This is a genomic window from Streptomyces sp. NBC_00631 (genome assembly GCF_045206895.1).
Taxonomy (GTDB): domain Bacteria; phylum Actinomycetota; class Actinomycetes; order Streptomycetales; family Streptomycetaceae; genus Streptomyces.
Genome location: NZ_CP107734.1, coordinates 9,027,653 through 9,043,062 on the forward strand (window position 1 = coordinate 9,027,653; position 15,410 = coordinate 9,043,062).

The 15,410-nt window shown below is 68.8% G+C and carries 10 protein-coding genes and 4 pseudogenes; 11 read left to right on the forward strand and 3 right to left on the reverse strand.

Features of this window, described 5'->3' with window-relative positions:
- Nucleotides 1–167: 167 nt before the first annotated feature.
- Nucleotides 168–317 (reverse strand): annotated as a pseudogene (locus OHB00_RS41090) (IS1380 family transposase); the annotation flags it as partial.
- A 577-nt stretch (nt 318–894) separates the two neighbouring features.
- On the opposite strand from OHB00_RS41090, the gene OHB00_RS41095 reads away from it, so the two are divergent.
- Nucleotides 895–1,059 (forward strand): hypothetical protein, encoded by a 165-nt coding sequence (locus tag OHB00_RS41095; protein ID WP_406442736.1) that lies wholly within the window; start codon nt 895–897, stop codon nt 1,057–1,059.
- Nucleotides 1,060–1,065: 6 nt separating this feature from the next.
- The gene (locus OHB00_RS41100) at nt 1,066–1,623 is read left to right on the forward strand and encodes a hypothetical protein (RefSeq protein ID WP_406442738.1); all 558 of its coding nucleotides are present in this window, start codon (nt 1,066–1,068) and stop codon (nt 1,621–1,623) included.
- Between the two features lie 173 nt (nt 1,624–1,796).
- On the opposite strand, the gene OHB00_RS41105 is transcribed toward OHB00_RS41100, so the two are convergent.
- Nucleotides 1,797–2,516, reverse strand: coding sequence for a hypothetical protein (locus OHB00_RS41105; protein ID WP_406442739.1), 720 nt, complete (start codon nt 2,514–2,516; stop codon nt 1,797–1,799).
- Between the two features lie 1,008 nt (nt 2,517–3,524).
- Between OHB00_RS41105 and OHB00_RS41110 the strand changes: the two genes are divergently transcribed.
- Nucleotides 3,525–3,809: a hypothetical protein gene (locus OHB00_RS41110; RefSeq protein WP_406442741.1), complete on the forward strand. Its 285-nt coding sequence runs from the start codon at nt 3,525–3,527 to the stop codon at nt 3,807–3,809.
- A 146-nt stretch (nt 3,810–3,955) separates the two neighbouring features.
- Nucleotides 3,956–4,141, forward strand: coding sequence for a hypothetical protein (locus OHB00_RS41115; RefSeq protein WP_406442743.1), 186 nt, complete (start codon nt 3,956–3,958; stop codon nt 4,139–4,141).
- 28 nt (nt 4,142–4,169) lie between these two features.
- Here OHB00_RS41115 and OHB00_RS41120 read toward each other — a convergent pair whose 3' ends face one another.
- A complete protein-coding gene (locus tag OHB00_RS41120; RefSeq protein WP_406442745.1) occupies nt 4,170–4,433 on the reverse strand; it encodes a hypothetical protein in 264 nt (87 codons plus the stop codon).
- Between the two features lie 597 nt (nt 4,434–5,030).
- Here OHB00_RS41120 and OHB00_RS41125 point away from each other — a divergent pair.
- The 7 genes and pseudogenes from OHB00_RS41125 to OHB00_RS41155 all read left to right on the forward strand — a co-directional run.
- Nucleotides 5,031–5,129, forward strand: a pseudogene (locus tag OHB00_RS41125) (IS5/IS1182 family transposase); the annotation flags it as partial.
- A gap of 788 nt (nt 5,130–5,917) precedes the next feature.
- Nucleotides 5,918–7,516: an arabinofuranosidase catalytic domain-containing protein gene (locus OHB00_RS41130; protein WP_406442747.1), complete on the forward strand. Its 1,599-nt coding sequence runs from the start codon at nt 5,918–5,920 to the stop codon at nt 7,514–7,516.
- A 412-nt stretch (nt 7,517–7,928) separates the two neighbouring features.
- The gene (locus OHB00_RS41135; RefSeq protein WP_406442749.1) at nt 7,929–9,077 is read left to right on the forward strand and encodes a ricin-type beta-trefoil lectin domain protein; all 1,149 of its coding nucleotides are present in this window, start codon (nt 7,929–7,931) and stop codon (nt 9,075–9,077) included.
- 65 nt (nt 9,078–9,142) lie between these two features.
- Nucleotides 9,143–10,597 (forward strand): annotated as a pseudogene (locus tag OHB00_RS41140) (endo-1,4-beta-xylanase); the annotation flags it as partial.
- A 479-nt stretch (nt 10,598–11,076) separates the two neighbouring features.
- A pseudogene (locus tag OHB00_RS41145) lies at nt 11,077–12,051 on the forward strand (arabinofuranosidase catalytic domain-containing protein); the annotation flags it as partial.
- A gap of 43 nt (nt 12,052–12,094) precedes the next feature.
- The gene (locus OHB00_RS41150; RefSeq protein ID WP_406442750.1) at nt 12,095–13,726 is read left to right on the forward strand and encodes a glycoside hydrolase family 27 protein; all 1,632 of its coding nucleotides are present in this window, start codon (nt 12,095–12,097) and stop codon (nt 13,724–13,726) included.
- 70 nt (nt 13,727–13,796) lie between these two features.
- Nucleotides 13,797–15,362, forward strand: a complete 1,566-nt coding sequence (locus OHB00_RS41155) for an arabinofuranosidase catalytic domain-containing protein (RefSeq protein ID WP_406442751.1) — start codon at nt 13,797–13,799, stop codon at nt 15,360–15,362.
- Nucleotides 15,363–15,410 lie beyond the last annotated feature (48 nt).

Consider the following 15,410-nt stretch of genomic DNA (forward strand, 5'->3'; position numbering starts at 1 on the left):
GATCCACCGGCTTGATTCAGGAGCGATCGTTCCGGGGTCGTTCGAGTGTCTGGCGGTTGATCTGTGGTTTGGGCAGGCAGTCTCCGCTGGTCTGCCCAGCTCTTCCACATGTCCACACGTCTCGGGCCCCTTCGGGCGGGTTGGGCAGAGCGTGTCGGGCGGTCGGTGGCGCGGGTGAGGTTGTGGGCCAGGGCGGCGAGGGTGAGCCAGGCGGCATTCGCCTGGAAGTGCCCGGACGGCGCGTGTACGAACGTGCTGTTCTTGATGTCCGCGTTCACTTGTTCCACCACGGCGTGCCGCCGGTGATCAGGCTCGGCGTCCCTCGAAGTATCCGTGTCCGCGATCCTTACCAACGCCCAGAAGGCCTCTGTCCGTTGCTCCCAGGTGTCCTTCTCCAGTGCGAGGTCGTCGCTGTCACCAACGGCCAACGACAGTTGCGCGAAGGTGTTGTCGACGGAGGACTTGCGGTCGATGAGGATGTCGTACCAGGGCGCCCGTTCGGGATCGCGCGCGGCGGCGACCACAGCGTCGAACCCCGCCAGTTCCGCCCAGGTCGTCAGTGCGACGCAGGCCAGGAACCGCTCCCGGGCCACGGCCGAGTCATCGTTCAAGGGGCCCGCCAAACCCGGCATGCGCTCGCGGTGCCGGGGATCGTCGAGCGCGTCGTGGATGACGTCGTCCACGTCCGACACCGGATGCCCGTCGAAGTCCGCGACCAGCGAAGCGTCGAACTGATTCACCTCTGCCTGCAGAGGTATGTCTCCTGGATCACCAGGATCGTTTCACTCGGCTCTCGCACGGCTCGCTCCCCGGCTTTACGGCGCTGAGGCGGCGGTCGCCGCTGTTCCCCGGCACGTGCCGGCCGGACAGAACTACGCTGGCACGGTGCCCCTCATGGCTCCCCAGATTGCCCAGCTGCCCGTCGATCCGTCGCTGATTAGCCTCGCTTACGATCACGAACACCCTGTCCAGACGTACGAGTTCGAGAACACGCTGGAGGTGTGGAAGGTGTCCGCTCGGATCGACGCGGACGTCCTGGCGGAGGAGCTGGCCGCCTAAAGCGACATGGATCAGGAGTCGCTGGACGCGGTCCAGGACGTCACGGTGGGCCGCATGTCGTTCGTGCGGGTGCGGATGTTCGGCCCGGACCATCCGTTCGAGGCGATGGACTCCTACACCGGGGACGTCTCCCGTATCGGCGAGGTTGTGCTGGACGTCGTTGACGGCCGATGGGAGCCGGCCTTCGAGGCCTCGCTCGCGCACCCCGTCGGTGACCTGCTCGTCATGGAGCGGGTCATCCTGGAACCACCGTGGCGCGGCCTGGGCCTGGGCCTGGGCCTGGGCCCGGTCCTGGCAGGTGCCGCCATCCGCCGCCTCTCGCAAGACTGTGTCGCGGTGGCGTACGAGCCCGGATCGGCCGACGGCCGCGAGTCGACCGAAGGCCAGCATCGCGAAGCCGCCGCCAAGTTGAGCCGCGTATGGGAGCGGATCGGCTTCGCACCGTTCCAGGACGGCGTGCGCATCCTGGACTGCCACCTGCAGCGGCCCCAGGACCTTCTTGCCGAACGTCAGGAGGAGTTCAACGCACTGTGCCGCGCCTGGCGGGAGCACCACCAGCCGTAGGGTTCACGACTCACGCCCGGCACGTCAGCCCCGGTCGTCCAGATCTGTTGCGGCATGCCGGAGTCGTTCGGATACGACGCCCGCCCTCCGACGCCGGGGCGCCAGTGCGTTCGGCGTCGTGGCCGGCTCCGCCACCAGAGTCGGCCCCAGTGCGCTTCAAGCACTCCGGGGGGTCAGCCGAGCGAGTCCTCGGACGTGAGCGGCGTACCGAGCCTCGGCGTAGGCCACGACGCCGGGGGAGGGCCGAATGCGCGACGAGCTGCCCCGACGTGCAGAGCGGCAAGGGCAGCGTTGGCGCTACCACCAATCACGGCACCGAAACCGAGCGGCGCAACGTGGCCGAGCACAACAATTCCCTCTTTGGTCCCGTACTTCGTGAAGAAGTTCGGTCCCAGCACGCCGTTGAGCTGATGCAGCCTCGCGCCAGAAACCTTGGCGACCACCTGCCGTCCCCAGTGTGGTCCGGTACGCGCGGCGATCCTCGGAATGGTGGCTGAGCCGATCCCGTCGAGCACCATTCCCCTCACGATCGTTCGCAGGCGCTCGTCCTCGTCGTCGACTCCGTGGACTTCGGCGATCGAGACCACGAAGAGGGTGTTCAGCTGAAGAGACGAGAGAGCCTCACCTGCCGAGACGGATCCCGTGCCGAGGCCGGGCGCGGCCGCAGCTGCTCCAGTTACGGCGCCTCTCCCAGCAAGGGCCCTGACGTACTTCCACTCCAGGTCGCGGATGACCTGTGCTGGTGTCGCCTCCGGGTTCCGCCGACGGGCCCGCGCGATGCTCCTGCGCGCCAGTGGGAGCTGGGCGTCGATTGCCTGGTTCAGGCCGTCGAGGACCTGTTGCCCACGTGGGGCTGCTTCTGGAACCGGTCCGTCGAGGGCACCTGCCACCATGCTCTGAACTCCCTAGATCGTCACGTCCCGACTGAGTGTCCCACCAGCCAAGCGGTTCTCGCGCCAGACGGACCAGGTCATCAACCACAACTGGAAAACCGGTACGGGCAGTTACGCAGCACTCAGCACAGCTTCTGACGCTGCTGTCCCTTCTCAGGTATCTCCGGGTGCAGCGGCCCTCCCACCTGCGGTGCCCGGACCTGAGTGCGACGCTCTCGGCTTCAGGATCTCGGTGAATGCCGAGCACTCCGCCGTCGAACATGGGCGACGTTCCAGGTCAAGCCGGCCAATGCGACGACCAACCCCGGCGAACTGCCCGGCGGGGAGGCCGTTACCGGAGCGGGCCGCGATCACGCCGCCCACGACACCGATGGCAAGCACCACCAGCAGGAACCCGCGTTGCCAGAGCATCACCCGGTGTCAAGAGCGTTCGAGTTCCTGATCCACTGATGGCTCCCAGGGCGTTGGTTGACCTCGGTGCCCATCATTTCACTGGGCACCGACATGTCCGGATCAGCTGGAGACATTGGGGCGGTTGCTGTGACTGAGCACGACAGTTGTCACCGTGAACGCAGTACCTGTCACCACGTCCGGCACCGCGCCAAGATCAGCCATACCGGCTGTGAGGCCCCCGGGCGTTGCCGATTCCTGGCGCCTGCACAGTGAACTACCCGGTACCTGAGGCCCGCGCGTGTGGTGTGTGTCGGGACTGTGTAGGAACGCGTCGAAGCGCCCGGCCGTTGCCGCTCTACCGTGTGTGGACGGCCCATTGAGGTGCAGGCTGTGGGCGCTTCCCATCGATTCCCCCTCCGGTCGCGCCAGGGTGTCCGCATGAACCTCGTCGACAGCCTCGCCCAGATCTCACCCGCTACGACCAGCCAGGACGTGCCGACCGCCTGCGGTCCAACGCGTCGCAGACCCAAGATTCATGGCCTTCCGGTCGTGCAGCAGGACTTGACCGTTAGCTCGCGAACACACACGGTTACCCCTGTGATTCAGGGGGTGTAATTGGACGCGAAGGTAACGGGCCCGACTGCTGTTGAGCTGTTCTGGACGGTGCCGCAGCCGGACGACGCAGGCGCGCAGACAGCCGACTTGTTTGATTGGCAAGCAGCGATGGCCACCGCTGAATGGCTGTCCCTCTACGAAACGGCCCTCGATAGCGATGACCTCCTCGCAGCGGACAACACCTGCCGCATCGTCCGCGAGCGTCACGAGGACTGGGCAGTCGTGGTCGGCGACGACGGCGAACTGGTTTCAGCAAAGCACCGAGACGCCCCAGGGCGAAGGTGAGCTGGTGCTGCTGCGCCGACAGCTCCCGCAGCTGCTCACCGTCGAGATCCTCGCGGGCCCGCCGCAGTGCCTCGCCGAGCCGCAGCAGCTGATGGCTCTCCTCCGGCTGCTCGCGCACGAGCAGGTTGCTCGCCCACGCCGCCAGGGTGGGCCGACGGCCGGCGGATCTGTCCGGCCAGCTCCCGGTCCCCGGCAGCGCGGGCGGCCTTGGCGCGCTCGTCCCGGACGGCCGTGAAATCAGCCGGTGCCAGGGCGTACAGCTCATCGGCAACTTCTTCCAGATCCACTCCTACCTCCCGACCGCGACCAGGCTTCTGGCCTCCTCCCCGTAGCAGGTGCGGACCGGGCGGTGGCCCGGAATCAGCTGGCTTGCCTCACGGCGTGCAGGGACCCGCTGAGGGTGCCCTCCTGCTGTTCGTAGTGGGAGAGTGCCAGGCCGAGCCCTATGAACGTCGGGGCCCATTCACCGACGAAGATCCCCCATCGGTCGGCTCGCTCGACGCCGGCCTGCTCGGCTTTGAGGCTGGTCAGCCAGGACGCGAAGCTGAGACCGATGGACGCCACTCCGGCGATGTAGGCGTGTTCACTGCGGATGCCCATGTCGTGCATCTTCTTGATCACCATGGAGTTCTCCGTTCTGTGTGTGTCCTGTCGGAGTACCACCCAAAATTGCACCTATACATCACTTATGTATGCATTACTCGATCCGCTCTTTGCTGACGAGCCAGGCCCCCGGATCGGGCGGATTCGTCGGCGTGCCGATCAAGCCAGCCGCAACAACAGCGCGCGTGGTGAGCTGGCACGGCGCATACGTGTGGGTGTGGCCCTCATGCCTCCGATCGAGCCGATGCTCACGCACTGCGGTGACCGTGCCCTCAGGCGGCCGCGGCTGGTCAGTGCAGGTCGGCGACCGTTCCGTGCGGCGAGGGGGCGGTTGCGTGGGAGGGGTCGGGGTGCGATGGCGGTCTGCGGTGCCCAGGAGTATGTGGTCGGGTGCGATCAGCTACGGCGTGGTGGCTTCTCCGGACCGGGGCGGCGGCACGCTGAGCCCGGGCTCGGGGTGGTGCAGCCCGGAATGGCATGGGCCCGCGGCTTCGGCGGCCTGTGGCACGGAGTGGGGTCGTTGTCGTGGCTCGCTGCCGACGTCGGCTGTGACCCGTGCTGATGGGCGGGTCGCGGGACGGGCGAGGGGACGCCACCACCAGTCGATGCGCGGGAGGTCCGATGATCGGCCTGGACCGGCCGCGGACCAGGCCGTCTCACGTCATTGGCGACAAGGGCTACAGTTCCAAGGCGATCCGTGGATGTCTGCGTCGGCGTTGTCGTCCGCGCATCGGCCCTGGCGTTCGTCCGGTGCGGTCGGGCGAAGGGCTCCGCGGTCTCCCCGGTAAGGAAGCGTCCGAGGCTGTCGGTTGAGGCCTGCATGGTGGCTGGCCGACCGACCGTCGAGGTACCTGGTGGCCCAGCAAGCGATGACGGAGGACTCGTACGGTTTCGGACAGCGCAGCAAGTACGGTCTCGCCTTCGTCGGGTTGGGGTTGTGGGCCCGTTTCGCGTCTCACGACGTTCCGAGATCAGGGCGAACCGATTCGACGCAAGCGATTCGACGGGGTTTCACGACCGGCGTTGCGCAGGCCAGTCGCGTAGTGCGAAGCGCAAACGGTGCCAACCCCCGTTCAGGGGCGTCCGCTTCGGTGAGTGGCCTGCGCTCCGGTGCTCCGTGATCTGGGCCCACTCGGAGATATTCCTGTTCAGTGGCCCGATGGAGGGTCATCCGTAAGTTCGGTGGACGGCCGACGGTCACCCTCGCGCGGCCTCCAGCACCATCGCGGCAGTAGGTCGGGCCGCGGTCCGGGCCCGTTCCATCGCAACTTTTCGTGCTTCCCAAGAGCTTGCGAACCGCGGCAATCAGCAGTCGAATCGATTCCGCAACAAGGTCCGCGGGAAGTGGCTGCCCACCCTTGGCCGCTCTGCGAGACCGGCAGCACCGTGTCCCCCCGACACCTCTCGGCAATCCCACTGCACAACGGCACGTTCAGGCGCTTCGGCATGTGTCACCGCCACCACCGCAACCCGACCGGGTTGCACCGGCACGGTAGGGAGTCCAGATGGGAACCACACGTACAAGACGCCGTCTGCTGCCCAGGCGCGACAGCGTCGAGCGGTTACTCGCGGCGGTACGCCACCGCGGCGCGCCACGAACCGCGTCGCCTCGGACACATCTCCCTCCGTCGGCGGGCCCGGCCCGTTCCCGGTGGAAGACGTTCGCCCGGGCGGGGGCCGCAGCCGCGCTCGTCGCCGGCGCTCTCGTCGGCGCCACGGCCACGGCCGGCACAGCTCGGGCCGCCACGTCCGGGCCCTGTGACATCTACGCGGCAGGCGGCACGCCCTGCGTGGCGGCGCACAGCACCACACGAGCGCTGTACGCCTCGTACAACGGGCCGCTGTACCAGGTCCGGCGCGCCTCCGACAACTCCACCCGTGACATCGGGGTTCTGAGCGCGGGCGGGTACGCCGACGCCGCCGCCCAGGACTCGTTCTGCTCGGGGACGTCCTGCCTGATCACGGTCATCTACGACCAGTCCGGCCGCAGCAACAACCTCACCCAGGCACCCGGCGGCGGTGCCGCGGGCGGCCCCGACAACCTCGCGAACGCGACCGCCGCGCCCACCACGGTGGGCGGACACAAGGCCTACGGCGTCTTCGTGGCGCCCGGTACGGGCTACCGGAACAACCACACGAACGGCATCGCCACCGGGGACAACGCCGAGGGCATGTACGCGATCTTCGACGGCACGCACTACAACGGCGGCTGCTGCTTCGACTACGGCAACGCCGAGACGGACAGCAACGACGACGGCAACGGCACGATGGAGGCCATCTACTTCGGCAACATCAAGGTGTGGGGCTACGGTTCGGGCAACGGTCCGTGGATCATGGCCGACCTGGAGAACGGCCTCTTCTCCGGGGTGAACCAGCACTACAACGCCAACGACCCGACCATCAACTACCGCTACACGACCGCCATCATCAAGGGCGGCCCGAACCACTGGGCGATCCGTGGTGGCAACGCGCAGTCCGGCGGACTGTCCACGTTCTACGACGGAGTACGCCCCAACGTCTCGGGATACAACCCGATGCGCAAGCAGGGCGCCATCATCCTGGGCACCGGCGGCGACAACAGCAAGGGTGCCCAAGGCACCTTCTACGAGGGCGTGATGACCTCCGGCTACCCGTCGGACGCCACGGAGAACGCCGTCCAGGCCAACATCACCGCCGTCGGGTACGGCAACTCCGCGGGGGGCGGGACGAGTACCGGCGCGCTGCACGCGGTGGGCGCGGGCAAGTGCCTGGACGTGCCGAACTCCTCCACCACGGCCGGCACCCAACTGCAGATCTGGGACTGCAGCGGCGGCGCCAACCAGACGTGGACCCGTACCTCCTCGGGCCAGCTGACCGTCTACAGCGGCAGCAGCCAGATGTGCCTGGACGCGTACGACAACCAGACGTCCGCCGGCACCAAGGTGGTGACCTGGCCGTGCAACGGGGGCGCCAACCAGCAGTGGCAGGTGAACTCGGACGGCACCGTCACCGGCGTCCAGTCCGGGCTGTGCCTCGACGTCACCGGTGCTTCCACGGCCAACGGCGCCTTGGCAGAACTCTGGCCGTGCAACGGCGGATCCAACCAGCGGTGGAGCCTCAACTGACCTGACGGGCTCCGGTCTGCGGCCGGCCCACCACCGGCCGCGGGCGACGCGTCACGAGATGCGGACACCGGCCCCCCGGACACGGCACCTGGCGGGAACGGCACCGCCGAGCAGCCGTTCGCCGGCATCGACCAGGCGCGGCAGCCCGCGCACCGGCTGTCGGCCGATTCGGACACCGTGGTCCACCTGGTAGGCGCAGCCTGCCGGTTGTCCGAGCCGCTGGGCTTCGGCTCCCGCGGCGGAGGCCGGAAGCGCCTGGACGCCTACGGCGGCGCCCGCGGCCCCGGCCGGCGGTTGCACCAATGGCCCTGCAAGAACACAGCCGGCACCAACCAGGACTTCACCCCAGCTGACCGTTCGATTCGTGTGCTCGTTCTCCCCACCCACTGTCCCGCACCAGTGAGGAACGCTCATGAAGAAGTGCTCGGTATCCCTTGCCGTCGCGCTGACGGCCGCGCTCGCCATCGGCGCCGCACCACCCGCGGCGTCCGCCACCGCCACCGGGGCGCCGCCCTCCGCCGAAGGTGCCGCCGCCGCGCCCGCCCCACTGCGGCTGATGCCGTTGGGCGACTCGATCACCTGGGGCGTCGGCAGCCCGTCCGGGAACAGCTACCGCGATTTCCTGGGGAACCAGCTGTCGGCCGAGGGGCATGCTCTGGACTTCGTCGGCTCGGGCCGCAACGGCACCATGCCCGACCCGGAAAACGAAGGCCACTCCGGCTGGCGGATCGACCAGATCGCCGGCATCGCCGACTCCGTGCTGGCCCGTTACCGCCCCAACGTGGTCACCCTGGAGATCGGCACCAATGACCTGAACGGCAGTTACCAGGTCCCGACCGCCCCCGACCGGCTCCGCGCGCTCATCGACCAGATCACCCGCGACGCCCCCGACGCGACCGTCCTCGTCGGCACCGTGATCGTCTCCACCAGCGGCACCGAGGAGGCCGTCCGTCCCGCGTTCAACGCCAAGCTCCCTGGGATCGTGCAGGCCGAGCAGGCCGCCGGCAAACATGTACGGCTGGTGGACATGAGCGCTCTGACCAGTGCGGATCTCTCCGACGCCCTGCACCCCAACGACAACGGCTTCCGCAAGATGGCGGACGCCTTCAACGCCGGGGTCCAGGCCGCGGACGCGGCCGGCTGGATCAGGCCGCCGGTATCGGCGGGCGGTGAGGTGCGCTCCGGAATCGCGGGGAAGTGCCTCGACGTCAACAACGGCAGCGCCGTCAGCGGGACCGCCGCGGACATCGCGGCATGCAACGGTTCGAACGCACAGCAGTGGTCCGCGCTCTCCGACGGCACGCTGCGAGCGCTCGGCAAGTGCCTCGACGCAACGGGCCGCGGTACCGCCAACGGCACGGGGATCGAGATCTGGGACTGCAACGGCGGCGGCAACCAGCAGTGGCAGGCGTACGACGGCGGCTACCGCAATCCTGCCTCCGGCCGCTGCCTCGACGACCCCGGCTCGTCCACCACCGACGGAACGCAACTGGTCCTGTGGGACTGCAACGGCGGCGCCAACCAGCAGTGGACCGCGCTGCCGGTCACCTCGGCCCAGTGACCCCACCCGGCCGGGGCACAGAATCTCGGCCGGTGCCATCCCCCACACAAGGAGACTGATCCTTCATGTCCTGGCTCAACGAAGAGCCCCGACCGCGCAAGGTCCTGGCCCTGGCCGCCGTACTGACGGCCGGCACGGCACTGGCTCTTGCCGGTCCTGCCGCCGCGCACGCAGCCTCCGGCACACTGGGCGCGGCAGCGGCCGGCAGCGGCCGCTACTTCGGCACGGCCGTGGCCGCCGGGAAGCTCGGTGACGCGACCTACTCGGGAATCCTGGACCGCGAGTTCAGCATGATCACGCCCGAGAACGAGATGAAGTGGGACACCACCGAACCCTCCCGCGGTTCGTTCAATTTCGGCCCCGCCGACCAGATCGTCAACCACGCCACCGCCCACGGACAGCGGATGCGCGGCCACACCCTCGTCTGGCACTCCCAGCTGCCCGGCTGGGTCAGCTCCCTCACGGACGCGAACACCCTGCGCACCGTGATGGACAACCACATCACCACCGAGATGACCCACTTCAAGGGCAAGATCTACGCCTGGGACGTGGTCAACGAGGCGTTCGCGGACGGCAGCAGCCAGCACCGCAGCTCGGTGTTCCAGAACGTGCTGGGCAACGGCTTCATCGAAGAGGCCTTCCGCACCGCCCGGGCAGCCGACCCGTCGGCCAAGCTCTGCTACAACGACTACAACATCGAGAACTGGTCGGACGCCAAGACCCAGGGCGTCTACGCCATGGTGCGCGACTTCAAGTCCCGTGGCGTGCCCATCGACTGCGTCGGCTTCCAGTCCCACTTCGGCACCGGCGGCCCGCCGTCGAGCTTCCAGACCACCCTGTCGAACTTCGCCGCGCTCGGCGTCGACGTACAGATCACCGAACTCGACATCGCGCAGGCACCGACCACGGCGTACGCGAACACCGTCAAGGCCTGTATGAACGTGGCCCGCTGCACCGGCATCACCGTCTGGGGCATCCGGGACAGCGACTCCTGGCGGAGTGGGGACAACCCCCTGCTGTTCGACGGCGCAGGCAACAAGAAGCCCGCCTACGGCTCGGTCCTGAGCGCTTTGGGCGGCAGTGGGGGCGGCAGCCCGGGCGACATCGTCCCGGGGACGGTGTACTCCTTGACCGACGCTGCCGCGGGCCGGGCGCTGGACGTGCCGGGCGGGCAGACGGCCAACGGCACGACCCTGCAGGTCTGGGACGCCAACGGCGCTGCGAACCAGCAGTGGCGGGCGAGCCAGAACAGCGATGGTTCGTTCACGCTGACGAATGTCGGCAGCGGGCGGGTTCTCGACGAGCCGGGTGGTCAGACGGGCAACGGCACGCGGATGGAGATCTGGGACGCCAACGGCGGTGCCAACCAGCACTGGCGGGCGAGCCGGAACGGCGACGGTTCGTACACCCTGACCAACGTCGCCTCCGGCAGGGCGCTGGAGGTACCCGCAGGGCAGACCGCCAACGGAAGCCCCGTCCAGGTCTGGGACTCCAACGGCGGCGCTCATCAGCACTGGAACCTCGGGTGAGGTGATCGGCGCGAGGTAGGGCCGGAAAGCGAAACCCGCGCTCGGTACGGCAGTGGTCGCCGGGCGCGGGTTCAGGCATGCCCTCAGGCGCTCTCATCATGAGCCAGACATGGGATGTATCGAGCGGCAAATTGCCAAGAGCCGTCTATTGACAGGGCGTTGAGCCTGTGGGATCACTATGCGACATGGGATGTATGAGCGTTCCCTGTGAGTGCCTCGGGCACGCTGACGGGAGCGGTCGACACCCCTTGCACACCTTCTCGGACAGGCACGGCACTCTCCGTCCCCTTCCCCCGCCCATGCGAGGACACAGAATGCAGCCTCCATCCGCTCCGCCCTGTCGCCCCACCGCTCATGCGTCGCGCCTGTCCGCGGCGGCCGCCGTGATCGTGATGGGGCTGCTGGCCATGCTGCTGGCGACCGGGCCGACATGGTCTGCGCCGGCGTCGGCGGCACCCCGGGTGAGTTCGGCGCCCCAGGGGTCCGGCCCGTGCGACATCTACGCTACGGGCGGTACCCCGTGCGTCGCCGCGCACAGCACGGTGCGCGCCCTCTACCGCTCGTACAACGGCCCCCTGTACCAGGTCAGGCGCGCCTCGGACAGCGCGACCCGGGACATCGGCGTCCTGGCACCCGGCGGCTTCGCCGACGCCGCGGCCCAGGACGCCTTCTGCGCGGGCACCAGTTGCGTGATCACGGTCGTCCGCGACCAGTCCGGACACGGCAACGACCTGTGGTACCAGGGCTCGGCCCAGGTCCCGGGATCGAGTCAGAGCAGCCCCGCGAAGGCGACGTCCGAGTCGCTGACCGCCGGGGGCACCAAGGCGTACTCGCTGTACATCAACCCCGGGAACAGCTACTGGCGGGACGGCCACCTGACTGGCGTGCCGACCGGTGCCGCACCCGAAGGGGCGTACATGGTGACCAGCGGCACCCACGTCAACGGCGGCTGCTGCTTCGACTACGGCAACAGCGAGACGACCAGGAAAGCCGACGCGGCCGGGGCGATGGACGCGATCAACTTCGGTACCGAGTGCTGGTTCGGCGGCTGTTCGGGAAGCGGTCCCTGGGTGCAGGCCGACCTCGAATGGGGGCTGTACCCAGGCGGCAGCAAGTCCTGGAACCCCAACCAGCGGGCGTTCGCCGGCAAGTTCGTCACGGCGATGCTGAAGAACAACGGCACGTCCAGGTTCGCCCTCAAGGGCGGCAATGCCCAGTCAGGCGGCCTGACCACCCTGTGGGACGGCGCGCTGCCCGGCGGATACAGCCCCATGAGGAAACAAGGGGCCATCGTCCTGGGCAGCGGCGGCGACTGCTGCAAGCCCGGCGGCGGCGCCAACCTGAGTGCCGGCACCTTCTACGAGGGAGCCGTCGTCGCAGGCTATCCCTCCGACGCGACCGACAACGCGGTGCAGGCCAACGTCACCGCCGCCGACTATCGCTGAACGCCCGTCAGTTTCCCCGACCCGGTCCAGGAGTAGATGCCCCATGCCCACGACCACTCCGCCGCCCCCACTGCTGTCGCTGCGCAGAACCCTGGCGCTCGCCCTCTCGGCCGTGCTGCTCGCCGTGGCCGCACCCCTGATCGCCCTCGGGACCGCACCACCCGCCGCCGCCCTCGGCAACGGACTCGCGCCGACTCCGCAGATGGGCTTCAACGACTGGAACGCCTACGGCTGCGACGTCTCCGAAGCGCTGATCAAGGCCACCGCCCAGGCGATGCACACCAACGGCATGCAGGCCGCGGGCTATGCGTACGTCAACATCGACGACTGCTGGATGACGCACAGCCGCGACTCCGGCGGTCACCTGGTGCCGGACCCGGCGAAGTTCCCCGACGGCATCAAGGGCACCGCCGACTACGTCCACTCGTTGGGCCTGAAGCTGGGGATCTACGAGGACGCGGGCACCGCGACCTGCGCGGGATACCCGGGCAGCCTCGGCCACGAGAGCACGGACGCGCAGTCGTTCGCGTCGTGGGGCGTGGACTACCTGAAGTACGACAACTGCAACAACACCGGCGTGCCGGCACGGACCCGGTACACCGCGATGCGGGACGCGCTCGCGGCAACCGGCCGACCGATCCTGTACAGCCTGTGCAACTGGGGCCAGGAGAACGTGTGGACCTGGGGCGCCGACGTGGGCAACAGCTGGCGCACCACGGGAGACATCAGCCCGACCTACTCCAGCATGCTGTCGATCTTCCACAGCAACGTGGGGCTGGCCTCCTACGCCGGACCCGGCCACTGGAACGACCCGGACATGCTGGAGGTCGGCAACGGCTCGATGACGGCCACCGAGAACCGCAGCGAGTTCAGCCTCTGGGCGGAGATGGCCGCGCCGCTCATCGCCGGCACCAACATCCCCCAGGCGAGCGCCTCCACCCTGTCCACGCTGACCAACTCCCGGGTGATCGCGGTCGACCAGGACCCCCTCGGCAAGCAGGGCACCATGGTGTCGTCCGCCGGCGGCCTGGACGTGCTGGCCAAGCCGCTCGCGAACGGGGACGTGTCGGTCGCGCTGTTCAACGAGACGGGCTCCACGGCGACCATCACCACCACCGCGGCCGCCATCGGGAAGACCGGGGCGTCCGCCTACACCCTCACCGACCTGTGGTCGGGCGGGTCCTCGACCACCTCCGGCACCATCAGCGCCTCGGTACCGGCCCACGGCACGGTCATGTACCGGGTCGCGGGCGGCACCAGCAGCGGCGGAGGCACCGGCGTGACAGGGGAACTGCACGCGGTCGGTGCCGGCAAGTGCCTGGACGTACCCAACTCCACTACTACCGCGGGCACCCAGGTGGAGATCTGGAGCTGCAACGGCGGCGCCAACCAGACCTGGACACACACCACGTCCGACCAGCTCACCGTCTACTCCGGCAACGCCCAGACGTGCCTGGACGCCTACGACAACCAGACCACGCCGGGGACGAAGGTGGAGATCTGGCCGTGCAACGGCCAGAGCAACCAGCAGTGGACGCTGAACTCCAACGGCACGATCACCGGCGTCCAGTCCGGCCTGTGCCTGGACGTCACCGGCGGGGCCACGGCGGACGGAACCCTCGCCGAGCTGTGGACCTGCAACGGGAGCAGCGGCCAGCAGTGGACGCTCGGCTGACTCCCCCTGCCCCTCGGCACCGGCAGCTTCGGTGCCGCCGTGCGGCGGCACCGCCACGGAGGAGGACTCCTTGCCCGGATCAACAGCCGACCACCGGCGAAGGCGCTTCCCGGCCCCGTTCCTGATCGCCCCGTTCCCGATCGCCTCGTTCCTGATCGCCCTGGCGATGGCCCTGGCCGCGTGGGGCACCCCGGCCTTCGCCACGTCCCCGCCGACCGGAGCCACCATCGCCGTCCACGACTCGGCCCCCGGCCCCGCGGCCGCCGCGTCGCTGCCGTGCGACATCTATGCCGCCGGCGGCACCCCGTGCGTGACGGCCCACTCCACGACCAGGGCGCTCTTCGCGGCGTACGACGGACCGCTGTACCAGATCCAGCGGTCCTCCGACCACGCCTACCGTGACATCGGGCTGCTCGCCCCAGGAGGGTACGCCGACGCCGCCTCCCAGGTGTCGTTCTGCGCGGGCACCTCGTGCACGATCACGAAGATCTACGACCAGACCACCCGCCACAACGACCTGCCGATCTCCTGGGGCGGCTACTGGAAAGGGCCCGGTCCGAGCGGATCCGACGTGGGAGCGGACGCCATGGCCCTGCCGGTGACCGCGGGCGGCCACCAGGTCTTCGGCGTCAAGGTCACCCCCGGTGTCGGTTACCGCATCGACCACGCGAGCGGCGTCGCCACCGGCTCCCAGCCCGAAGGCATCTACATGGTGACCTCGTCGAACTTCACCAACCAGTGGTGCTGCTTCGACTACGGCAGCGGCGAGAACTCCCACACCGACACCGGCAACGCCACCATGAACGCCATCTACTGGGGCAACGCCTGCTGGTTCGGCGGCTGCACCGGCACCGGCCCCTGGGTCGAGGCCGACCTGGAGAACGGCATGTTCCACACCAACACCGGCTCCAACAAGGACCCGAACAACCAGGGCGTGCACCACCCGTTCGTCAGCGCGTGGCTGAAGAACAACGGCACCAGCAACTTCACCCTCAAGTACGGCGATGGTGCGAGCGGTGGACTGACCACCACCTTCTCCGGCCCGCTGCCCAACGGCTACTCACCGATGAAGGTCGACAGCTCCGTCCTCCTGGGGACCGGCGGCGACAACAGCGTCTCGGGACAGGGCGAGTTCTTCGAGGGCGCGATGACAGCGGGTTACCCCTCCGACGCCACCGAGAACGCCGTCCAGGCCGGCATCACCGCCGCCGGGTACGGGACGTCGGGCGGCGGGGGCGGCACCACCGGTGCGCTGCACGCGGTGGGCGCCGGCAAGTGCCTGGAGGTACCGGGCAGTTCCACGACACCGGGCATCCAGACGCAGATCCGGGACTGCTCCGGCGGGGCCAACCAGACCTGGTCCGAGAGCACCTCCGGTGAGCTGAGCGTCTCCCTCGGAGGCAGCCGCCTGTGCCTGGACGCCTCCGGGCAGGGCACCAGCCCCGGCACGAAGGTCATCACCTGGACCTGCAACGGCCAGAGCAACCAGCAATGGACGCTCAACAGCAACGGTACCGTCACCAGCGCCCAGTCCGGGCTCTGCCTGGACGTGTCGGGCGCCGCCACCGCCAACGGAAGCCCCGTACAGCTGTGGACCTGCAACGGCCAGTCCAACCAGAAATGGACGCTGAGCTGACCGGTGAGCCCCCGCCCCCGGCTCCGGGGCGGGGGCATCCCGCCGCCG

Excerpts from the sequence above, each read along its gene's own strand:
- OHB00_RS41135 (WP_406442749.1), top strand. The coding sequence starts at position 7,929 with ATGAAGAAGTGCTCGGTATCCCTTGCCGTCGCGCTGACGGCCGCGCTC.
- OHB00_RS41130 (WP_406442747.1), top strand. The coding sequence starts at position 5,918 with ATGGGAACCACACGTACAAGACGCCGTCTGCTGCCCAGGCGCGACAGC.
- OHB00_RS41105 (WP_406442739.1), bottom strand. The coding sequence starts at position 2,516 with ATGGTGGCAGGTGCCCTCGACGGACCGGTTCCAGAAGCAGCCCCACGT.
- OHB00_RS41095 (WP_406442736.1), top strand. The coding sequence starts at position 895 with ATGGCTCCCCAGATTGCCCAGCTGCCCGTCGATCCGTCGCTGATTAGC.
- OHB00_RS41150 (WP_406442750.1), top strand. The coding sequence starts at position 12,095 with ATGCCCACGACCACTCCGCCGCCCCCACTGCTGTCGCTGCGCAGAACC.
- OHB00_RS41120 (WP_406442745.1), bottom strand. The coding sequence starts at position 4,433 with ATGGTGATCAAGAAGATGCACGACATGGGCATCCGCAGTGAACACGCC.
- OHB00_RS41100 (WP_406442738.1), top strand. The coding sequence starts at position 1,066 with ATGGATCAGGAGTCGCTGGACGCGGTCCAGGACGTCACGGTGGGCCGC.